Here is an 18,342-nt window from a genome sequence, read left to right on the forward strand (position 1 = left end):
CGGAAACGCCGCATTAATCCCTTGGGGTCCCTTATAGCACGGCAACGTGGGGGTAGTGTGTGTTCAGCTCGGCCCGGAAGACAATGCCGGCCCTCGACTATGTATCGATCATGCGGTCGGTATATGGCGATCGCCACGCCATGCTCGCAGGGGCCATTGCCAGCGCCATTATCGGCGGCCTGAGCGCCTACAAGGCCCAATCCCTGCCATTGATGCTGTGCGCCATCGCCTTCGTGGTGATCGGCACGGTCCGCTATTTCGACATGCGCAGCTTCTGGCGCGCCGGCGTCGGCAATGAAGACGCTGCCGCAGCCGAGCACTGGGAAAACCGTGCAGTTGTCATCGGCGGCCTGCTGGCGGCGGTCTATGGCGTCTGGTGCTACATCGCCATGGCCGTGGAGCAGGATCCCTTTGCCGCCCTGTCGAGCGCCTCGATCTCCATCGCCGTGATGGTGGGGATCGTCGCCCGCAATTTCGGCCTCGACAGGCTGGTGACCATCCAGATGATCGCCGTCATCGTGCCACTGTCGCTGGGCTATGCCGCCTATGGCGACGTCTATCACCTGGTGCTGGCGGCGCTGCTGGGCATGATGCTGGTCAGCTTCCGCAAGCTGGCCGCCGATATCCGCTCCATCCTGCTCAGTGCTGTGCACGGCCGCGTCGAGGCCTCGCGCCTGGCCAGCGAACTGGACATGTCGATCAGCATTCTCGAGCATGGCCTGTGCATGCTTGACGAGCACGGCCGCATCGCCGTGATCAACAAGCGCGCTGTGCGCCTGTTTGGCCTGGTGGGCCTGGATGACCTGGTCCATCAGAGCTTTGATGCGGTCATCGACCGGCTCAGCGCCGCTGCCCCGCTGTCGCGCGAAGCCATTGCCCAGCTCAGCCAGATGGTGGCCGGCAAATCCACCGGCAAGGTGCTGATGCACCTGCCGCCCGGCTATTACTATGAAATCACCGTAAGCACCCGCAATCAGCGCGTCGTGCTGCTGTTCGAAGACATCAGCGAACGCATCGCCTCGGAAGAACGCATCACCTATCTGGCCCGCCACGACACGCTGACCGGCCTGCCCAACCGCAGCCATTTCGGCGATCTGACCGAGGCCGACCTGGCGGCGCGCCAGGCCGAACCGGAACCCGCCCGCCGCGTCGCCCTGATGCTGGTCGACATTGACGACTTCAAGCATGTCAACGACAGCTTCGGCCACCTGGCCGGCGACACCCTGCTGGCCCAGGTGGCCCGCCGCCTGAGCGATTGCGCGCCAGCCGGCGCCGTGCTGGCTCGCCTGGGGGGCGATGAATTCATCATCTATTGCCGCGACCTGGAGACCGACGCCCAGGCCGATGCACTCGCCCGCACCATTGTGGACAGCTTCAACCAGCCCTTCGTCTTTGACGGCGTGACGTTGCCGGTGACCGTCAGCGTTGGCCTGGTGACCAGCGCCTGCGACACCGATGCGCTTGATGACCTGATGACCAAGGCCGATCTGGCCCTCTATGCCGCCAAGGCCGACGGCAAGAGCCGGACGCAGATCTTCCATGGCCAGATGGACATCGACTACCACTATCGGCAGCGTCTCAAGACCGACCTGGCCCTCGCCGTGCGCCAGGGCCGGCTGACGCTGGCCTTCCAGCCGCTGGTCGACATCAACACCCGCAAGGTGGTCAGCTGCGAGGCGCTGGCACGCTGGGAACACCCCGAACTGGGTGCCATTCCCCCCATGGTCTTCATCCCGCTGGCCGAGGAAATGGGCCTGATCTCCGATATCACCGCCTGGGTGATCGAACAGGCCGCCGCACAATGCGTGCTCTGGCCCGGCGAGATCAGCGTGGCCGTCAATGTCTCGGCCCGCGATTTCCGCGGCGCCGACCTCGAGGCGCTGGTGCTCGACGCGCTCGACCGCAGCGGCCTGGCACCCTCGCGCTTCGAGATCGAGGTGACCGAAACCGCCGTGATCGAACAGCGCGAGATTGCCCAGCGCGTGCTGCAGCGCCTGGCCGACCAGGGCATCGCCATTGCCCTGGATGATTTCGGCACCGGCTATTCCTCGCTGAGCTACCTCAACGCCCTGCCCTTCACCAAGCTCAAGATCGACCGCTCCTTTGTGGCCGATATCACCACCAATCCGCGCGCCCTGCGGCTGTTGGCCAATGTGGCGCGGCTGGGTCGCGACCTCGACCTGATCGTGATTGCCGAAGGTGTCGAGACCGAAGAACAGCTCAATGTCATCCAGGGCCATACCCAGGTGCAGCAGGTGCAAGGCTATTTCTTCAGCCGCCCGTTGCCGCAGCGCGACATCGGCGAGCTGATTGGCCGGCTCAACACGGCACCGCGCCGCATCGGCGCAAAACGCCGACACGGTTAATGTCAATTAACTATCTGGAAAACAACGGGAAAGCCGGCTGGAACCCGGCTAGATTCCACGCTCATACTTAACAAAACTCTGCCGCTATGGCTAACAAGAGATTAATGTCGCGCCACTGCATGAGGCGCGTAACAGTATGACCACCGTGAGTTCGGCACCCGCCGGCACTTCCCAGTTCGCCCTGACCCTGATCGACCTTCTTGACCGTGTGCAATACCGGCGCGTCACGCCCAGCGTGCAGCTAGATCCGGTCTATCGCCTGCGCTACGAAGCCTATCGGCGTGAGGACTTCATCCCCGTCAACTCCCAGCGCATCACCCGGGACGCCTATGACGATGCCGCCAATTGCTATTGCTTCGGCGTCTATATCGACGACCGCCTGGTCAGTTCGATCCGCCTGCATATCGCCACCAAGGACGACCCCACCTCGCCCAGCCGGGCCATCTGGCCCGATGTACTGGGTGACATCATCGACAAGGGCGGCAGCTATATCGACCCCAGCCGCTTCACCGCCGACCACGAGGCCTCGCTGGCCTTTCCGGCCCTGCCCTATCTGACGCTGCGCATGGCGGTGATGGCCTGCGAACACTTCAAGGCCACCTATTGCATCTCCTCGGTGCGGCCCGAGCACGCGCCCTTCTACAAGCGCGTCTTCGGCTCCACCCAGCTGGCCGGCGAAGGCTATTGGGGCGAACTGACCTTTCCGGTGTGCCTCTATGCCTCATACATTCCGGTGATGTATCCGCGGGTGATTGCCCGCTATCCCTTCTTTGATTCCACGCCCGAGGAACGCGCCATCCTGTTCGGACCGGCGGGTGAGGCCATCTCGGCCATCAACCCCACTGCGCGCCAGGCCCAGCGCCTGCGCCAGCTGGAAACCCAGGCCTGACCCACGCCGGCACGGCCACGCGCAAACGCCGGCCAATCGGCAGCGTCAAGAACCTGTTCTGTGAGTGGGAATGGTGCCGCATAGGTGACTCGAACACCTGACCCCATCATTACGAATGATGTGCTCTACCAACTGAGCTAATGCGGCAACGCGTGGCCTTTTACGTCGGGTTTTGGGCCGGTGCAAGAGGCAACGATGCGGGGACGGGCAATTGTGCCGTTGCCGCGCCCTCGGCGCGTGCCGTGGATGCCGATTGCACCATGGGCACTTTCCACTCGAAGGCATCGAGCCGCCCGGTCACCGGCGAGAGCGGCTCCCATTCGTCGCTCACCATGCCATCGGCCGTCCAGGCCGGATCGCGCGGCGCCCGCACGGCACGGGCCAGCCATTCGCGCGCCTTGCCCTGGTCGCCATGTTCGCCTTCTTCGATCTCGGCCATCAGGCTGGCGACGCCTTGGGTGGCATCGGGACCAGAAAAGGGCGCCAGCGCCTGACGTGCCAGTGGCCAGTCATAGGCATCGATGGCCGCCCGGGCCAGCGCCATGCCGGCGGCACGATGCGGGGGCGGCGTCTCGATGATCTCGCCCAGGCGCTTGAGCCGGTCGACCGCCGAAGCGCCCGGCTGGGCATGGGCATAAAGCGCGGCCACATCGGGATGGCCGGTGGCCCGCCAGATGCGGCGCAGCAGGCTCATGGCCTTGCGCGTGTCGCCCCGATTGATGTGGATGCGCGCGGCAATCAGCGCCGCCGGCACGAAATCGGGCAGCAGCTTGAGCGCGGTCAACGCATGGTCGAGCCCGGCCAGGGGATCGCTGGTTTCCGCTTCGCGCGCCCGCGCCGTCTCGATCACCGCCTGGCGGCGCCGCTTGGCCGCCCTGGCCTCGCGCGACTGGGCCGGCTCGACATTGACCATGGCCACGGCCTGCGCCCATTGCCCCCGGCGCGTCAGATCCCCGAACACCGCTTCCGCCGCCCAGGCGCTACCCGGCGCCAGCGCCAGCGCCTTGCGGGCAAAGGTCAGGGCTGCTTCGGGCCGCTGCTGCGTCCGCGCCTGGTCATAGAGCCCGGTGAGCGCCGCCAGCGCTGTCTTGTCGCTGGCGATCAGCGCCCGATAGTGCTCGCGCGCTGCCGGCATGTCGCCCAGCGCCAGATCGGCCCGCGCCTCCAGCAGCCGGGCCGCGGCATTGTCGGGCAGCCGCGCCTGCGCTTCGCGCGCCAGCACCCGCGCCCGGGCGGCGTCGCCGGCCTGCAGCGCCACCACCGCATCGCCCAGCGCTTCCACACCCTGTTCGCGCCGCCGCTCCTGGCTGCGCCGGGCCAGCGCCTTGGGCGCGGAAATGATGCGCCGCACCACCGCCCAGACCAGAATGACCACCAGCGCCACGCAGATGAAGATGAACACCGCCGTGCCCAGGCGCGGCTGCATGCGATAATTGGCAACTTCCAGCGTCAGCGTGCCCGGCAGCGAAATCATCCACGCTGCCAGCGCGGCGATGACCAGGCTGCCCACAATCCAGGAGGCAAGACGGATCATGGCTGCACCTCACCGGCCAGCGCCTGGCTGCGCAGGGTGGACAGGAAATCCTGCGCCGCAGCCTGGTCGGCCACCAGGCCCGGGACCTCGCCTGCCGCCGTGCGCATACTGGCCGGCAGGCTCTCGATCAGCGACTTGGCGGCGGAAAAATCGCGACGGTCCACGGCGGCCTTGGCCCGCGACAGCAGGGCATCGGGCGAATCGCCCTCGATCTCGCCACTTGGCTGCAGCGCGATGACGCCGGCGAACCAGTCGAGCGCCCCCGCCTGCCAGCCGGCATCTGGATCGGCCGGGCGACCCGCCAGCATGGCCGGGATCACATCGGCAAACCGGCGCGCAATCACGTCGGGACGCGGCAGACCTGTAGCGGCCGCATTGGCAATCACTGTGGGGACCGCGGCATCCGGCAGGCCGGCGCGCAGCGCGGCCAGTTCCGTCTCATAGGGCCGGCCGCTTTCAAATGCGGTTTCAAGACCCGACAGGATCAGCGGCAATTGCAGCACGGCGCCGATGTCGCTGGGCTGCTGGGCCAGGGCATCGCTTGTCGCCGACACCGTGCCTTCGAGCGTCTTGAGGCTGGCTTCGCTGCTGCCAACGCGGGCGGCCACTTCGTCCAACCGGTTGCCCAGGCCCGCCAGTTCGACGCGCAGGCTTTCGAGCGCGGCACTGTCGCCGGCGCCTGCCGGCGCCGTGGCCAGGTCGTCAATGCGGGCATTGAGCGCGGCAATGCTCTCTTCGATGCCGCTGACATCGGGCCCGGCATTCGCACCCTCTGCGGGCGGCGTGGCCGCTGCGGATTCGAGGGCCGCGATGCGCTGGCTGGCGCGCGCCAGTTCGGACTGCGTCGTCTGCGTCACGGTTTCGAGCTCGGGCACGGCCTGGCTGAGCGCGGCGATCTGCGGATCAGCAACCGGCGCCGTCTGTGGCGGCACCGGCCACAGCCCCGCGACAGCCAGCCCATAGGCGCCACCCAGGCCCAGAACACCACCGACAATGGCGGCCCCGACCAACCCGCCAGGACCGGCGCCCTTTGGCTGCGGCGGCGCGCCCGCAGGCTTGCTGGCGCTGCTGCTGGCCGCAGGGGATGCGCTGGCGGCCGGCTTGTCATCGGCCTTGCCGGCGGGCGGCACGCCTGGCTTGGGCGACGCAGCCGTGCCGGACGGCGGAACGGTGGACGACTTGGAGTCTGCAGCGCCGGCTGTCGCACTCGGCCGGGCCTTGAGGTCGAGGACGGGCGGCTTGACCGCGCCCGAACCGCTCTCGCCTGCCTTGGGATCCTTGCCAGTGCTATCCGCCATTGCGCCTATCCTTGTTGTTGTTCGTTGACTATGACCGAGTCTGGTCCCTGGAAAAACCCAGCGCCAGGCTCATCATCGCCTCTTCGTCTGGCCGATCGGCCAGGCTGATGCGGCTGAAATGCGCCGCCAGCAGCGGCTCGGCCACCGCTTCGCTCATGCACAGCATGGCCAGACCTTGCCGGCTGTGCCGATCGAGCCCAGCGGCGAGCTGCGCGAAAATCTCCGCCGTACGCCGCGAATAGACCAGAACCGCCGAGATCCCGCCATTGCCCAGATCGGCCAGCACCGCTGCAGGCAATGCATCCACCGCCACCATGTCATAGATCTTGGCTGTGACCACCATGACGCCGAGCGGCGCCAGCGCATGGGCCAGGTCGGCACTCTGGTGCTTGCCCGCCGGATAGAACAGCGGCCCGCCAAGGCCCGAGAGCTCAATGGCATTGACCAGATCGCCGAGGGCGCCCGCCGCGCTGCTGACACGAACAAAGCCTGCTGCTTCTGCATCGCGCGCCGTGCGATCGCCCACCGCCAGCACCGGCAGATGGGCATAGGTCGCCACCACACCCCGATCGACCAGGCTCCGCACCGCATTGGCGCTGGTCAACACCATGGCCCGGAAACCATCCGCCGGCGGCAGCGAGCAATCCAGCGTCTGCCGCTGCATCAGCGGCGCCACGCTGGCGGCAATGCCCAGCGCCTCGAGGCGCGCCGCGCTCGATTGCCCATCCGGCTCGGGGCGGGTGACCAGCATGCGCATCAGCTGCGCGCCCACTGCGCCAGCCACTCGGTGCCGGCCTGGGCAATGAGGTCCTCGCCCACCTTGCGCCCTACTGCCAGCGGATCGCTGCCACTGGCCTGGCTTTCGAAAGCGGTCTGGCCATCCAGACTGAGGATCTGCCCCTTGAGCGTCAGGCCCCCAGCTTCGAGCCGGCTCAGCGCCCCCACAGGGGTGCGGCAGGACCCATCGAGCACCGCCAGCATGGCGCGCTCGGCCGTTATCGTGGTGTGCGTCGGCGCGTGATCGAGCGCAGCGACCAGCCCGGCCATGCGCGCGTCGTCGCCGCGCACGGCCAGCCCGATGGCGCCCTGCGCCGGGGCCGGCAGGAAGATTTCGGGATCAAGAAGGGCGGTCGCACGATGGCCCTCGCCCAGCCGGTTGAGCCCCGCCGCCGCCAGCATGGTGCCGTCGGCCACATCATCGAGCAGCTTTTGCAGCCGCGTGCCGACATTGCCGCGGAAGGGCACGATCTCGAGGTCCGGCCGCTGCCGCAGCACCTGCGCCGCGCGGCGGATCGAGGACGTGCCGAAGCGCCCGCGCTCGGGCAATTGATCAAGGCTCGCCGCCTTGACCGAAATGAAGGCGTCGCGCACATCCTCGCGCTCAAGAAAGGCCACCAGCGCCAGCCCGTCGGGCAGGCCCGTGGCCACATCCTTGCTCGAATGCACGCCGATATCGACCCGGCCACTCAGCATGGCCTCATCGATTTCCTTGGTAAACAGACCCTTGCCGCCAATATCACTCAGGCTGACATTGCCGGCCTGGCTGCGGTCGCCACCGGTGGAAATCACCTCGATGGCGATATCATCTTCGCTCACCCCATGCGCCTGCGCCAACAGGCGCCGCACCAGCCGGGCCTGGGCCAGGGCGAGCGGGCTGCCACGGGTGCCGATGCGAGCAAAAGTCTGGGGCGATTGCATTGTAATTTCGTCCTATAGTAGGCAGAGACACCCTTGAGGGAGTAACCAGTTCATCGTGACCGGGCAAGCACAAGCGACCATTCTTGGTATCGAGACCAGCTGCGACGAAACCGCCGCGGCCATTGTTCTGCGCGATCAATTTGGCCATTCCACGATTGCCTCCAATGTGGTGCGCAGCCAGCTCGATGAACATGCCGCTTTTGGCGGCGTGGTCCCCGAACTGGCCGCCCGCGCCCATGTGACCTATCTCGACCATATCATCGCCCAGGCCTGCCGCGAGGCGGGCGTCAGCCTTGATCAGGTGGATGCCATTGCCGCGACCGCCGGCCCCGGCCTGATCGGCGGCGTGCTGGTGGGGCTGACCACCGCCAAGGCGCTGGCCGCCGCGCTTGGCAAGCCGCTGATCGCGGTGAACCACCTCGAAGCCCATGCGCTGACGGCGCGGCTGACCAACAATGTCGCCTTTCCCTATCTGATGCTGCTGGTGTCGGGCGGGCACAGCCAATTCGTGCTGGTGCGCGGCGTCGGCGATTACGAGCGCTGGGGCAGCACGATCGACGATGCGCTGGGCGAGGCCTTTGACAAGGTGGCCAAACTGCTCAGCCTCGGCCATCCCGGCGGGCCGGCGGTGGAGGCCATTGCCAGCAAGGGCGACCCCAGGCACTTCAAATTCCCCCGCCCGCTGCTGCGCGAAGCACGGCTCGACTTTTCCTTTTCTGGCCTCAAGACCGCCGTGCGGCTGCAGGCCGAGGCGCTGGCGCCGCTGAGCGACCAGGACGTCGCCGATATTGCCGCCAGCTTCCAGGCCGCCGTGGCCGAGATCGTGGCGGTGCGCGCTGGCCAGGCGCTGGCGCGCTTTGCGGCCGAGCTGCCCGGTACGAGGCCAACCCTGGTGGTCGCCGGTGGCGTGGCGGCCAATCGCCGCATCGGCGCCGCCCTGGGCGAGGCCTGTGCCGCCGCCGGCGCCGAGCTGGTGGTGCCACCCATGGCGCTCTGCACCGACAATGGCGCCATGGTCGCCTGGGCGGGCGCGGAACGCTTTGCCCTGAACGCCACCGACGGCCTTAATTTTACCGCCCGTCCGCGCTGGCCGCTCGACCTGCCCGACATGAAGGTGAACCATGAAGCCGCTTGAAACTGTGCTCGTTATCGGCGGGGGCGCCTGGGGCACGGCCCTGGCCCAGGCCGCTGCCATGGCCGGACGCCAGGTGCAATTGCTGGTGCGCGAGGCTGCCCAGGCCGCGGAAATCAACAACCAGCGCACCAACCGCGCCTATCTGGGTGACCAGGCACTGCATCCCGCCATTGGTGCCACCACCAGCGCGACGGCCGCCGACATGATCATCCTGGCCGTGCCCGCCCAGGCCAGCCGGGGCGCGCTCGGCGCCATCGACCCCGATCTGCTGACGCATCGCCCGGTGGTGCTCTCGGCCAAGGGGCTCGAAACCGGCACGCTGGACCGCCAGAGCGAAATCCTGGTCGACATGGCGCCCCATGCCATTCCCTTCGTGCTGTCGGGCCCCAGCTTTGCCGCCGACGTTGCCGCCGGCCGCCCCACTGCCGTGACGCTGGCCGGTGATGACGCCGACCAGACCTCGGCCCTGGCCGCGGCGCTGGCCGGCCCCAGCTTCCGCCCCTATGCCAGCGATGATCGCATCGGCGTCGAGATCGCCGGGGCGCTCAAGAATGTCTATGCCCTGGCCGCCGGCGCCATCGACGGTGCATTGCTGGGCGCATCTGCCCGTTCTGCCCTGATTGCCCGCGCCTATGCCGAAATGGCGCGCATGGTGCAGGCCATGGGCGGGTCCGCCTCGACGCTGACCGGGCTGGCCGGCCTCGGGGATCTGACGCTGACCTGCACCTCGGTGCAGTCGCGCAACTATCAGTTCGGCATGGCGCTGGGGCGCGGCGAGCGCCCGCAGGAGATCATCGCTGCCGGCGCCAAGCTGGCCGAGGGCGTCAGCACCACCCCCGTCGCCGATGCCCTGGCCCGCAGCCTGGACGTCGACGCACCGCTCATTGCCGCTGTCCATGCCGTACTGGCTGGCGAGGCATCGATTGCCACTGTTGTCGCGGGGCTGATGTCCCGCCCGCTCAAGCGCGAGGATTAAGAAACATGCTGTTTGTATTTATCGGCCGGGACAAGCCCAATGGGCTCGATCACCGCATGGCGGTGCGTCCTGTGCACCTGGAACACCTCAAGAGCCTGGGCGACAAGCTCGTGCTGGCCGGGGCGCTCTGGGACGCCGATGACAAGCCCGAGGGTTCGGTGATGGTGCTCGAGGCGGAGAGCCTTGAGGCCGCAACGACAGCCTTCTCCGCCGATCCCTTCGTGCAGCAGGGCGTTTTTGCCAGCTGGGAGGTCAAGCGCTGGAACCTGGCGATCGACAATATGTCGGGCCGGAGCTGAGCGGCATGGCCTATTGGCTGATGAAATCGGAGCCCAATGTCTTCTCGTTCGACGACATGATGGCCAAGACGGCGCGCGGCGAGCCCGAGCAGTGGCACGGCGTGCGCAATTATGCCGCCCGCAACAACATGAAGGCCATGGCGCTGGGCGACGAGGCCTTCTTCTACCATTCCAACATCGGCAAGGAGATCGTCGGCATCATCCGCGTCATCGCCCTGGCGCATCCAGATGACACTGCCGAGCTCAATGCCAAGGGCGAAGTGGTGTGGGAATGCGTCGATGTCGAAGCGGTCAAGCCGCTGCCCAAGCCGGTGACCCTGGCCACCATCAAGGCGACGCCGGAGCTGGCCAATATCGAGCTGATCAAGCTCTCGCGCCTGTCCGTCTCCAAGGTATCGCCGGAGGAATGGGCCCTGATCTGCAGCATGGGCGGGCTCTGACCCGCCTACACAGGGCCCTGCCGAGGGTCTAGACTTGCACGGTCATTCGATATTGGGGGAGATCACGTCATGACATATCTGTCCGTGAACTGGCTGGCCGTCATCCTGGCCGCCGCAGTCGCCTGGGCCTTTGGCGCCGGCTGGTACATGGTGCTGGCGCGCCCCTGGCTGGCCGCCATCGGCAAGACACCCGAAGAGATCGACCGCTCGGACTATACGCCCTATCTGTGGTCCGTGCTCTGCGTGCTGCTGATGGCCTATTTCGTCGCCCTGCTGACGCCGCTGATCACCGGCGCCATGACCCCGGTCAATGGCCTGCTGGTCGGCGCCCATCTCTGGCTGGGCTTTGTCATCACCAGCATGGTGCTCAACCACCGCTATGAGGGCAGAAGCTGGACGCTGACGGCCATCAACGGCGGTTATCTGCTGGCGGTCCTGCTGATCGAAGGCGGGATCATCGGCCTGTTCGGCTAGGCGCAAGGCCGGCTAGAGCTCGACAACGATCGGCGGGACGTGCTTGGGCTCGTCAACCGGCGCATATTTGCTCAGCAGCGACACCTGGCTGATCGAGAACAGCACGGTCAGCGGCATCACGCCCCACACCTTGAAGGCCACCCACAGATCGGTGGCAGCCTTGGGGTCCGTAGCGAAATAGGCGTTCGAGCCGCGCCAGACCACCTCGTTGATCACGGCCAGCAGCACAAAGAACAGGCCCCAGTTGCGGGTCAGCTTGCTCCAGCCTTCCGGGCGCAGGCGATAAACATCGCCGAACACATATTTGAGCAGGGACTGGCCGAACAGGAGCCCGCCCAGCAGCACCGCGGCGAACAGGCCATTGGTGATGGTGGGCTTCATCTTGATGAAGGTATCGTCCTGAAGCCACAGCGTCAGCCCGCCGAACACCAGCACCACCGCCCCGGTGACCAGCGGCATGACCGCGACCTTTTTCAGGATCAGCCAACTGGCCGCCAGCGAAACCACCATGGCGCCCATAAACCAGGCCGTGGCCACGAAGATGTCGGCCCGCGCATTGGCGACAAAGAAGATGACCAGCGGCCCCAGTTCCAGCGCCATCTTGATGATCTGGGGGCGCAGCTCGTCCCACTTGATCTCGGGTTCGGCTTTTTCGGTCATGGACATGTCTCAAATCGGCTTTCTGACAATAGTGGGCGCTGAGCCCGCATCATGCAAGCTTTGGCTAGGCCGCAAGCTTGGTCAGATTAGGGCTAATCGCGCCCGGCAATGGCCTGCGCAAACTCGGAAGCGGTAAACGGTTCGAGATCGCCAACCCCCTCACCCACGCCGATAAAATGCACCGGCAGGCCGAACTGCCGCGCAATGGCGACCAGAATGCCACCCCGCGCCGTGCCATCGAGCTTGGTCATTACAAGCCCCGTCACGCCGGCGCGCTTGCCGAAGATTTCCACCTGCTTGAGGGCGTTCTGCCCGGTGGTGGCGTCCAGCGTCAGCAGCGTCGCATGCGGCGCGCTGGGATCGACCTTCTTGATCACGCGAATGACTTTTTCGAGCTCGTTCATCAGCTCGTCGCGGTTCTGCAGCCGTCCCGCTGTGTCGATGATCAGGACGTCGCGGCCTTCGGCCCGCGCCTGGGTCACCGCGTCAAAGGCCAGGCCCGAGGCATCGGCGCCGGCGGGGCGCGAAATCACCTGGGCGCCGGTGCGGTCGCCCCATATCTGCAGCTGCTCAATGGCCGCGGCGCGGAAGGTGTCACCGGCCGCCAGCATCACCGAGCGGCCTTCGCCGGCATATTTCTGCGCCAGCTTGCCGATGGTGGTGGTCTTGCCCGAGCCATTGACCCCGATCATCAGGATGATGAAGGGCTTTTGCGTGCCGTCGATCTCGAGCGGCCGCGCTACGGGACCGAGCACTTTTTCCACCTCGGCGGCCAGAACGGCGCGCACGTCCTCGCCCGACACATCCCGGTCAAAGCGGTCGCGGCGCAGCGTCTCGGTGATCGCCGTGGCGGTTTCGATACCCAGATCCGCCTGGATCAGCACATCCTCAAGCTCTTCGAGCGTCGCCGCATCCAGCTTGCGCTTGGTGAAGACCGCCGTGATTGATCCGGTGAGCTGGTCGGACGAGCGCTTGAGCCCCGAAGCGAGGCGGGCGAACCAGCCCTTGGGCTCGGTCGCAGCAGACGCAGGGGGCGCGGGGACTGGCGCCGCCGGTTCCGGCTGGCGGGCATGCGCCGCCTCTTCCACCGCCTCGATATAGTCGGGCGTGGTTTCCGGCGGTCCGGGCAAGGGTGGACGCGCCGAAGGCACTTCGCTGGGCGGCGCGACCGGGGTAACCGGAGGCGGCGCGGGCGTCTCGGCTGGCGGCACCGGCGGCTGGGCCGGCGCATCGCCGCCGAACAGGCGCTTGAAGAAGGACGGTTTCTTGTCGGTCATCGGCGCTCTTTCTGCTGTTTCAGGCGGCGTTGCGCAGCGCATCGCCGGCCAGGCCATCGGCCGTGGTGGCGGTGATCCGCACGCTCAGCAACTCGCCCGCCTGGGCACCCGGCACCTGTACCGGCACGAATTGTTCACTGCGACCCATGCCATCGTGCTCGACCAATACGGTCTCGACACCACCGACACGGCTGGCACAGAGCCGGGCAAACTGCTGCGCCCCGGCCGCCCGCAAACGCGCGGCGCGTTCGCGCGCCACAGCACCGGGCACCTGCGGCATACGCGCCGCCGGCGTGCCTTCGCGCGGCGAATAGGGAAACACATGCAGATGCGTCAGATCCGCTTCGGCGACGATGGCCAGCGTATTGGCGAACATCGCCTCGTCCTCGGTGGGGAAGCCGGCAATGATATCGGCGCCCAGCACCATGTCGGGCCGCAGCGCCCGCAGCTTGGCCGCAATATCAAGCGCATCGGCGCGGCTGTGCCGGCGCTTCATGCGTTTGAGGATCATGTCATCGCCCGACTGCAGGCTGAGGTGCAGATGCGGCATCAGCCGGGGTTCGCTGGCGACGACGTCATAAAGCGCCGGATCGGCCTCGATGCTGTCGATCGAGGAAATACGCAGGCGCGGCAGGTCTGGCACATGGCGCAGGATGGCCTGGCTGAGCTTGCCCAGCGTCGGCGTGCCCGGCAGGTCCGGACCATAGGAAGTGATGTCCACCCCGGTCAGCACCACTTCGGCATAGCCATTGTCGACCAGCTTTTTGACCTGATCGACCACCAGGCCCATGGGCACCGAGCGCGAGGGGCCGCGGCCGAAGGGGATAATGCAGAAGGTGCAGCGATGATCGCAGCCGTTCTGCACCTGCACAAAGGCGCGGGCGCGCCCATCCATGCCCTCGATCAGATGGCCTGCGGTCTCCCGCACGCTCATGATGTCGTTGACCTGCACCTTGTCGTTGAGCGGCGCGCCAAAGGCAATCGGCGCATAGCTGGCGGCCTTCATCTTGTCGTCATTGCCGATGACCAGATCGACCTCGGCCATGTCGCCGAAGCTGCGCGCCTCGGTCTGCGCTGCGCAGCCGGTGACGATGATGCGGGCATCGGGATTGTCGCGCCGCGCCTTGCGCACGGCCTGGCGGGCCTGGCGCACCGCCTCGGCGGTCACCGCGCAGGTATTGACGATGATGGCATTGTCGAGCCCGGCTTTTTCGGCCTCGGCCTTCATCACCTCGGCTTCATAGGCATTGAGCCGACAGCCGAATGTCAGCGTCTCCACCGCCATCAGGCTGCGGCCCCGTCGCGCGTCCAGGCGCCGGTCTGCGGATCAACCATGCCGGTCCATTCCAGCTCTGCCGGGCCGGTGAGCACCACATGGTCATCATCGCGCCAGGCAATGCGCAGATCGCCACCGGGCAGCGTCACCGTGACATTGCGCCCGGTGCGCCGCGTGCGCGCGCCATTGACCGCCGCAGCGCAGGCCGCAGTGCCACAGGCCTCGGTCAGCCCGGCGCCACGCTCCCAGGTGCGCAGGATGATGCGGTCGGGCGCCACCACCTGGGCAATGGAAATATTGGCGCGCTCGGGGAAGATCGGATGATTTTCCAGCATCGGCCCGAAGCGGTCGAGCGCATAGCTCCACACATCGTCCTGCACCCAGAAGGTGGCGTGGGGATTGCCCATCGAGGCCACCGAAGGCGAATGCAGCACCGGTGCCTCGATCGGCCCGATCTGCAGTTCGATCTGGCGGGTATCCATGAACTCTTCGGCCAGCGGAATCTCGTACCAGGCGAACTTGGGCGTGCCCATGTCCACCGTGATCAGCCCGTCCTCAAGCTCTTCGCCGAACAACAGGCCCGCCACGGTTTCGAAGGTGAAGCGATGCCGGCCCTGCTCGGCGGTCAGCGCCTGCACCACGCAGCGCATGCCATTGCCACAGGCCTGGGCGCGCGAGCCATCCGAATTGACGATCTCGATATAGTTGGCGGTGCCCGGCGTGCGCGGATCGTGGATGGCCATGATCTGGTCGAACTTGGTGCCCGCCGTGCCATTGATGGCGATGGCCGCCGCCGGCGTCACGCGATCAGCGCGGCCGCGCATGTCGACAACCACGATCTGGTTGCCTAGCCCGTTCATCTTGAGAAACGGCACGCCGTTCACAGTCTGCCTCGTTCGCGCTGGGAGTGAATGGACCCTATATGGCCGATGCCGCGCACAATTGCCAGTGGCGGGGGACGCGAGGGCGCCATGCGGGCGCCGCGCCGCCGCCCGACCGACCCGCGACAGCTATAATTGTTCATATTTCTTAAGGGTTTCAGCATTCATGGCGGCTTAACCAGCCCAAGAGCTTGGCCGCGCCAATCGGGCCGATCCGGGTTAGGGTGAGACAATGACAATGGGCCCAGACCCATCTTTGCCGCGCTATCGGAGTGTCCGACCATGAACATGCCCGTGATCACCGATCAGATCATCACCAATTGGCAGCCGCATTTCCCCTCGCTGTTTGGCAACCATTCGCTGGCCCTGAGCCACCGCCTGGCGAGCTCCCCGCTGTTCACCGATGAGGCTCTGGCGGCGCTGATCGACGCGACCCCGCGCGAGCACTACCACGTCAACTATTCGCAGAAGACGCCGGGCAATCCGCCCAAGCGCCGCGAAGGCGAGATCAAGGGCCTCACCGGCGCCCAGGTTCTCGAGGTTGTGCGCAACGGCAACATCTGGATCAACCTGACCGCCCCGGCCAAGACCAACCCGGCCTATGGCGACATGCTCGACAGCCTCTATGCCGAATTCGAGGAGCGCGTGCCGGGCTTCAAGAGCTACAAGCGCAATCTGACGCTGCTGATCTCCTCCCCCAATGTGTCGGTGAAATATCACTCCGACGTGCCGGGGCAGAGCCTGTGGCAGGTGCGCGGCACCAAGAAGGTCTATGTCTATCCCGCCAAGGCCCCGTTCATCTCCCAGCCGGCGCTGGAAAAGCTGATCCTGGGCCAGCTGCGCGAAACCGACATGCCCTATGAGCCCTGGTTCGACGACTATGCCGAAGTGCATATGCTGGAAGCCGGCAAGATGCTGCATTGGCCGCTGAACGGACCGCACCGCGTGGTCAACGAGAACATGCTCAATGTCAGCTTCACCACCGAGCACTGGACCGACGAGCTGCGCAAGCACTACGCCGTCAACTACGCCAATGGCATCCTGCGCTCCAAGCTGGGCATGACCAATCTCAGCCAGCAGGTCACCGGCCTGTCCTACTACGCCAAGCTGGCGCTGGCAGGCCTGGTCAAGTTCACCCCGCTCAACCCGCAGAAGAAGAAGGTCTACACCGTCGACTTCCAGGTCGACCCCGCCGCCCCAGAAGGCGTGCGCGACATCGAGGCCTATACGTTCAGCAAATGACCTCCCTCAGCGCTGCACCCAGAGCCAATGAACGGCGACGTCCCCCGTCCCCGGCTGTCCAGTCCGGTGCCCGCAGCCATGTGCTGCGCACCGAACTGCTGACCAGCCGCGCGGCCGTGGACGCCATTGCCGTGCAATGGGAGGGCCTGGAGGCCCAGTCTGATGGTGCGGTGCTGTTTCAGGGCTGTGGCTGGGCCCGGGCCGTGTTCGATTTCGAGGCGGCGCGCGGCAATGCCGACTTCGCCCCGGTGATCGCTGCGTTGCTCGATGGGCAGCGCCTGGTCGCCATTCTGCCCATGGAGCGCATCCGCACCAGGGCGCGCACCATGCTGGTGCCGCTCGGCCATGCCTTCAGCCAGTATTCGGACGCCCTGCTGGCGCCCGGCACCGACGCCGCCGAAGCCATTGCCATGCTGCTCAAGGCGGCTATCGAGGCCGTGCCCTGCGATGCGGTGAGCTTTCTCAAGGTGCGCTCGGACAGCGTGCTGGCGCGCGGCATGCCCGCCAATCACATCGTCACCGGCACCGAACAGGGCGCGCCCTATGTCGCGCTCGACGCCTTCCCCGATTTCGAGGCCTATTTCGCCACCATCAAGCCCAAGACGCGCAAGAACATGCGCAATGCCCGTAACCGGCTGGAACGCGACGGCGCGGTGACGCATCACGTCGCCAGCTCCACCGCCGAGCAGCTGGGCGTCATCACCCGGACCCTGACCGGCCGGGCCGAGCGGCTCAAGGACCAGGGGCTGACCTCGCGCGCCTTCCGCGACACCGCCTTCACCGATTTCTGCAAGTCCCTGGCCGGCCGCGCCGATACGCCGCTTCTGGCCATGTCGCTGCACCACAAGGACGTGGCCATTGCCGAGCAATGGGGCTTCATCCACAACCAGCGCTATTATGCCTTTGTCGCCAGCCGGGATTTTTCCAATTCCGACGAGAGCCCGGGCAAGATGCATCTGGGTGAGGTGATCCGCACCTGTGCCGACCATGGCCTGCGCGGCGCCGATCTGATGGTGCCCGCCATGCCCTATAAGCTGACCTGGGCCACCGAAGTTGTGACCGTGTCGGACTTTGCCGTACCGGTGACCCTGCGCGGCCGCGTCGTGCTGGGCCTGTGGGACCAGATCGCGCGCCCCTGGCTCAAGCAGGCCGTGCTCAACATGCCCTCGGGCCTGCGCACCACGCTGATGAAACTGGCCGGCCGCAGCCTCTAGACGCCGACTTGACCGGCGCGATAGCGTTTCCTCATGGCTGTTACTGCACGACATGCAGCCGCTGTAGCGGCCCTTGACCTTGACGGTACCGAGGATGTGCTCGAGATCGGGTGCGGCCATGGCGTCGCGGTACGGCTCGTTCTGGAGCGCCTGACCACGGGCAGGATTGTCGCCCTGGACCGATCGCAGGCCATGATCGATCGCGTTCTGACCATTGCCGACGATCGGATAACGACCCGCCTCGGCGCTCTCGAGCATGTTGATCTGGGCGACCAGCGCTTTGACGCGATATTTGCCGTGAACCTTGATCTCAACCTCCGGATGGGCGCGGTCTGGACCACCATCATCCAGCGTATTCTCAGGCCAGCCGGGCGGCTCGTCCTGGCATTTGAAGCGCCCCCTGGCAGCGCAAAGGGCGAGGTCTTTGCCCGCACATGCGTCGAACGGCTGGGTATGGAAGGCTTTGCTGTCGAACGCCTTGCCGCCGACAACCCTTTGGTCCTCCTGCGCGCAATGCGGACTGCAGCCGCCTTTCCTTGACTCCCCGGTCCATTTCCCGTACAGCCACCCCATTCATCAGGCTTTGCTCCTGACCCGCCGACCGGGACCCCGCAAGGGTCTAGACGATCCCGGAGGCCACCATCCGCCAGCGCGTTGCGCCCGCGGGTGTGCTTGGCGTTTGG

Annotated in this window: 18 protein-coding genes and 1 tRNA gene; 10 read left to right on the forward strand and 9 right to left on the reverse strand. The window is 66.4% G+C overall.

All coding sequences use genetic code 11. The features are described from left to right. The first annotated feature begins 110 nt into the window (after positions 1 to 110). Both K1177_RS14440 and K1177_RS14445 read left to right on the forward strand, forming a co-directional pair. Complete coding sequence (locus tag K1177_RS14440; RefSeq protein ID WP_224704072.1) at positions 111 to 2,366, forward strand: putative bifunctional diguanylate cyclase/phosphodiesterase; 2,256 nt, start codon at positions 111 to 113, stop codon at positions 2,364 to 2,366. Between the two features lie 136 nt (positions 2,367 to 2,502). Then, complete coding sequence (locus K1177_RS14445) at positions 2,503 to 3,255, forward strand: N-acyl amino acid synthase FeeM domain-containing protein (protein ID WP_224704073.1); 753 nt, start codon at positions 2,503 to 2,505, stop codon at positions 3,253 to 3,255. A gap of 71 nt (positions 3,256 to 3,326) precedes the next feature. Here K1177_RS14445 and K1177_RS14450 read toward each other — a convergent pair. The 5 genes from K1177_RS14450 to hemC form a co-directional block, all read right to left on the reverse strand. Further along, a tRNA-Thr gene (locus tag K1177_RS14450) sits at positions 3,327 to 3,402 on the reverse strand. Positions 3,403 to 3,415: 13 nt separating this feature from the next. Then, positions 3,416 to 4,789, reverse strand: a complete 1,374-nt coding sequence (locus K1177_RS14455) for a heme biosynthesis protein HemY (protein ID WP_224704074.1) — start codon at positions 4,787 to 4,789, stop codon at positions 3,416 to 3,418. Beyond that, positions 4,786 to 6,087, reverse strand: a complete 1,302-nt coding sequence (locus tag K1177_RS14460) for a COG4223 family protein (RefSeq protein WP_224704075.1) — start codon at positions 6,085 to 6,087, stop codon at positions 4,786 to 4,788. Before K1177_RS14460 ends, K1177_RS14455 begins: the two co-directional genes overlap by 4 nt. 28 nt (positions 6,088 to 6,115) lie before the next feature. After that, on the reverse strand, positions 6,116 to 6,871 hold the full coding sequence (locus tag K1177_RS14465; RefSeq protein ID WP_224704076.1) for a uroporphyrinogen-III synthase: 756 nt from the start codon (positions 6,869 to 6,871) through the stop codon (positions 6,116 to 6,118). After that, positions 6,844 to 7,785 (reverse strand): hydroxymethylbilane synthase, encoded by a 942-nt coding sequence (gene hemC / locus K1177_RS14470; RefSeq protein ID WP_224704077.1) that lies wholly within the window; start codon positions 7,783 to 7,785, stop codon positions 6,844 to 6,846. Before hemC ends, K1177_RS14465 begins: the two co-directional genes overlap by 28 nt. A 79-nt stretch (positions 7,786 to 7,864) precedes the next feature. On the opposite strand from hemC, the gene tsaD reads away from it, so the two are divergent. From tsaD to K1177_RS14495, 5 genes are all read left to right on the forward strand, one after another. Next, the gene (gene tsaD / locus K1177_RS14475; protein WP_224705798.1) at positions 7,865 to 8,920 is read left to right on the forward strand and encodes a tRNA (adenosine(37)-N6)-threonylcarbamoyltransferase complex transferase subunit TsaD; all 1,056 of its coding nucleotides are present in this window, start codon (positions 7,865 to 7,867) and stop codon (positions 8,918 to 8,920) included. Beyond that, positions 8,907 to 9,896, forward strand: coding sequence for an NAD(P)H-dependent glycerol-3-phosphate dehydrogenase (locus tag K1177_RS14480; RefSeq protein WP_224704078.1), 990 nt, complete (start codon positions 8,907 to 8,909; stop codon positions 9,894 to 9,896). The genes tsaD and K1177_RS14480 overlap by 14 nt, the downstream gene beginning before the upstream one ends. Before the next feature lie 5 nt (positions 9,897 to 9,901). Beyond that, positions 9,902 to 10,195 carry a YciI family protein gene (locus K1177_RS14485; RefSeq protein WP_224704079.1) on the forward strand — a complete coding sequence of 98 codons (294 nt, stop codon included), beginning with the start codon at positions 9,902 to 9,904 and terminating at the stop codon, positions 10,193 to 10,195. Positions 10,196 to 10,200: 5 nt separating this feature from the next. Then, positions 10,201 to 10,635 (forward strand): EVE domain-containing protein, encoded by a 435-nt coding sequence (locus K1177_RS14490; RefSeq protein WP_224704080.1) that lies wholly within the window; start codon positions 10,201 to 10,203, stop codon positions 10,633 to 10,635. Positions 10,636 to 10,704: 69 nt separating this feature from the next. Next, positions 10,705 to 11,109 carry a DUF1761 domain-containing protein gene (locus K1177_RS14495; protein WP_224704081.1) on the forward strand — a complete coding sequence of 135 codons (405 nt, stop codon included), beginning with the start codon at positions 10,705 to 10,707 and terminating at the stop codon, positions 11,107 to 11,109. Between the two features lie 12 nt (positions 11,110 to 11,121). On the opposite strand, the gene K1177_RS14500 is transcribed toward K1177_RS14495, so the two are convergent. The 4 genes from K1177_RS14500 to dapF all read right to left on the reverse strand — a co-directional run bounded on the left by K1177_RS14500 (position 11,122) and on the right by dapF (position 15,182). After that, on the reverse strand, positions 11,122 to 11,775 hold the full coding sequence (locus K1177_RS14500; protein WP_224704082.1) for a septation protein A: 654 nt from the start codon (positions 11,773 to 11,775) through the stop codon (positions 11,122 to 11,124). 86 nt (positions 11,776 to 11,861) lie between these two features. Further along, entirely contained in the window at positions 11,862 to 13,046 is a 1,185-nt protein-coding gene (gene ftsY, locus K1177_RS14505) for a signal recognition particle-docking protein FtsY (RefSeq protein ID WP_224704083.1), read from the reverse strand. Positions 13,047 to 13,065: 19 nt separating this feature from the next. Then, positions 13,066 to 14,331 carry a tRNA (N(6)-L-threonylcarbamoyladenosine(37)-C(2))-methylthiotransferase MtaB gene (gene mtaB / locus K1177_RS14510; protein WP_224704084.1) on the reverse strand — a complete coding sequence of 422 codons (1,266 nt, stop codon included), beginning with the start codon at positions 14,329 to 14,331 and terminating at the stop codon, positions 13,066 to 13,068. Next, positions 14,331 to 15,182: a diaminopimelate epimerase gene (gene dapF, locus K1177_RS14515; RefSeq protein WP_224705812.1), complete on the reverse strand. Its 852-nt coding sequence runs from the start codon at positions 15,180 to 15,182 to the stop codon at positions 14,331 to 14,333. The genes mtaB and dapF overlap by 1 nt, the downstream gene beginning before the upstream one ends. Positions 15,183 to 15,485: 303 nt before the next feature. On the opposite strand from dapF, the gene K1177_RS14520 reads away from it, so the two are divergent. From K1177_RS14520 to K1177_RS14530, 3 genes are read left to right on the forward strand one after another with little or no spacing between them, the layout of a single operon-like run. Next, positions 15,486 to 16,445: a hypothetical protein gene (locus tag K1177_RS14520; protein ID WP_224704085.1), complete on the forward strand. Its 960-nt coding sequence runs from the start codon at positions 15,486 to 15,488 to the stop codon at positions 16,443 to 16,445. After that, positions 16,442 to 17,659: a GNAT family N-acetyltransferase gene (locus tag K1177_RS14525; RefSeq protein ID WP_224704086.1), complete on the forward strand. Its 1,218-nt coding sequence runs from the start codon at positions 16,442 to 16,444 to the stop codon at positions 17,657 to 17,659. Before K1177_RS14520 ends, K1177_RS14525 begins: the two co-directional genes overlap by 4 nt. A gap of 33 nt (positions 17,660 to 17,692) precedes the next feature. Next, positions 17,693 to 18,199, forward strand: a complete 507-nt coding sequence (locus tag K1177_RS14530; protein WP_224704087.1) for a class I SAM-dependent methyltransferase — start codon at positions 17,693 to 17,695, stop codon at positions 18,197 to 18,199. Positions 18,200 to 18,342 lie beyond the last annotated feature (143 nt).

Source organism: Devosia aquimaris, assembly GCF_020169335.1.
In the GTDB taxonomy this organism is placed as follows: domain Bacteria; phylum Pseudomonadota; class Alphaproteobacteria; order Rhizobiales; family Devosiaceae; genus Devosia; species Devosia aquimaris.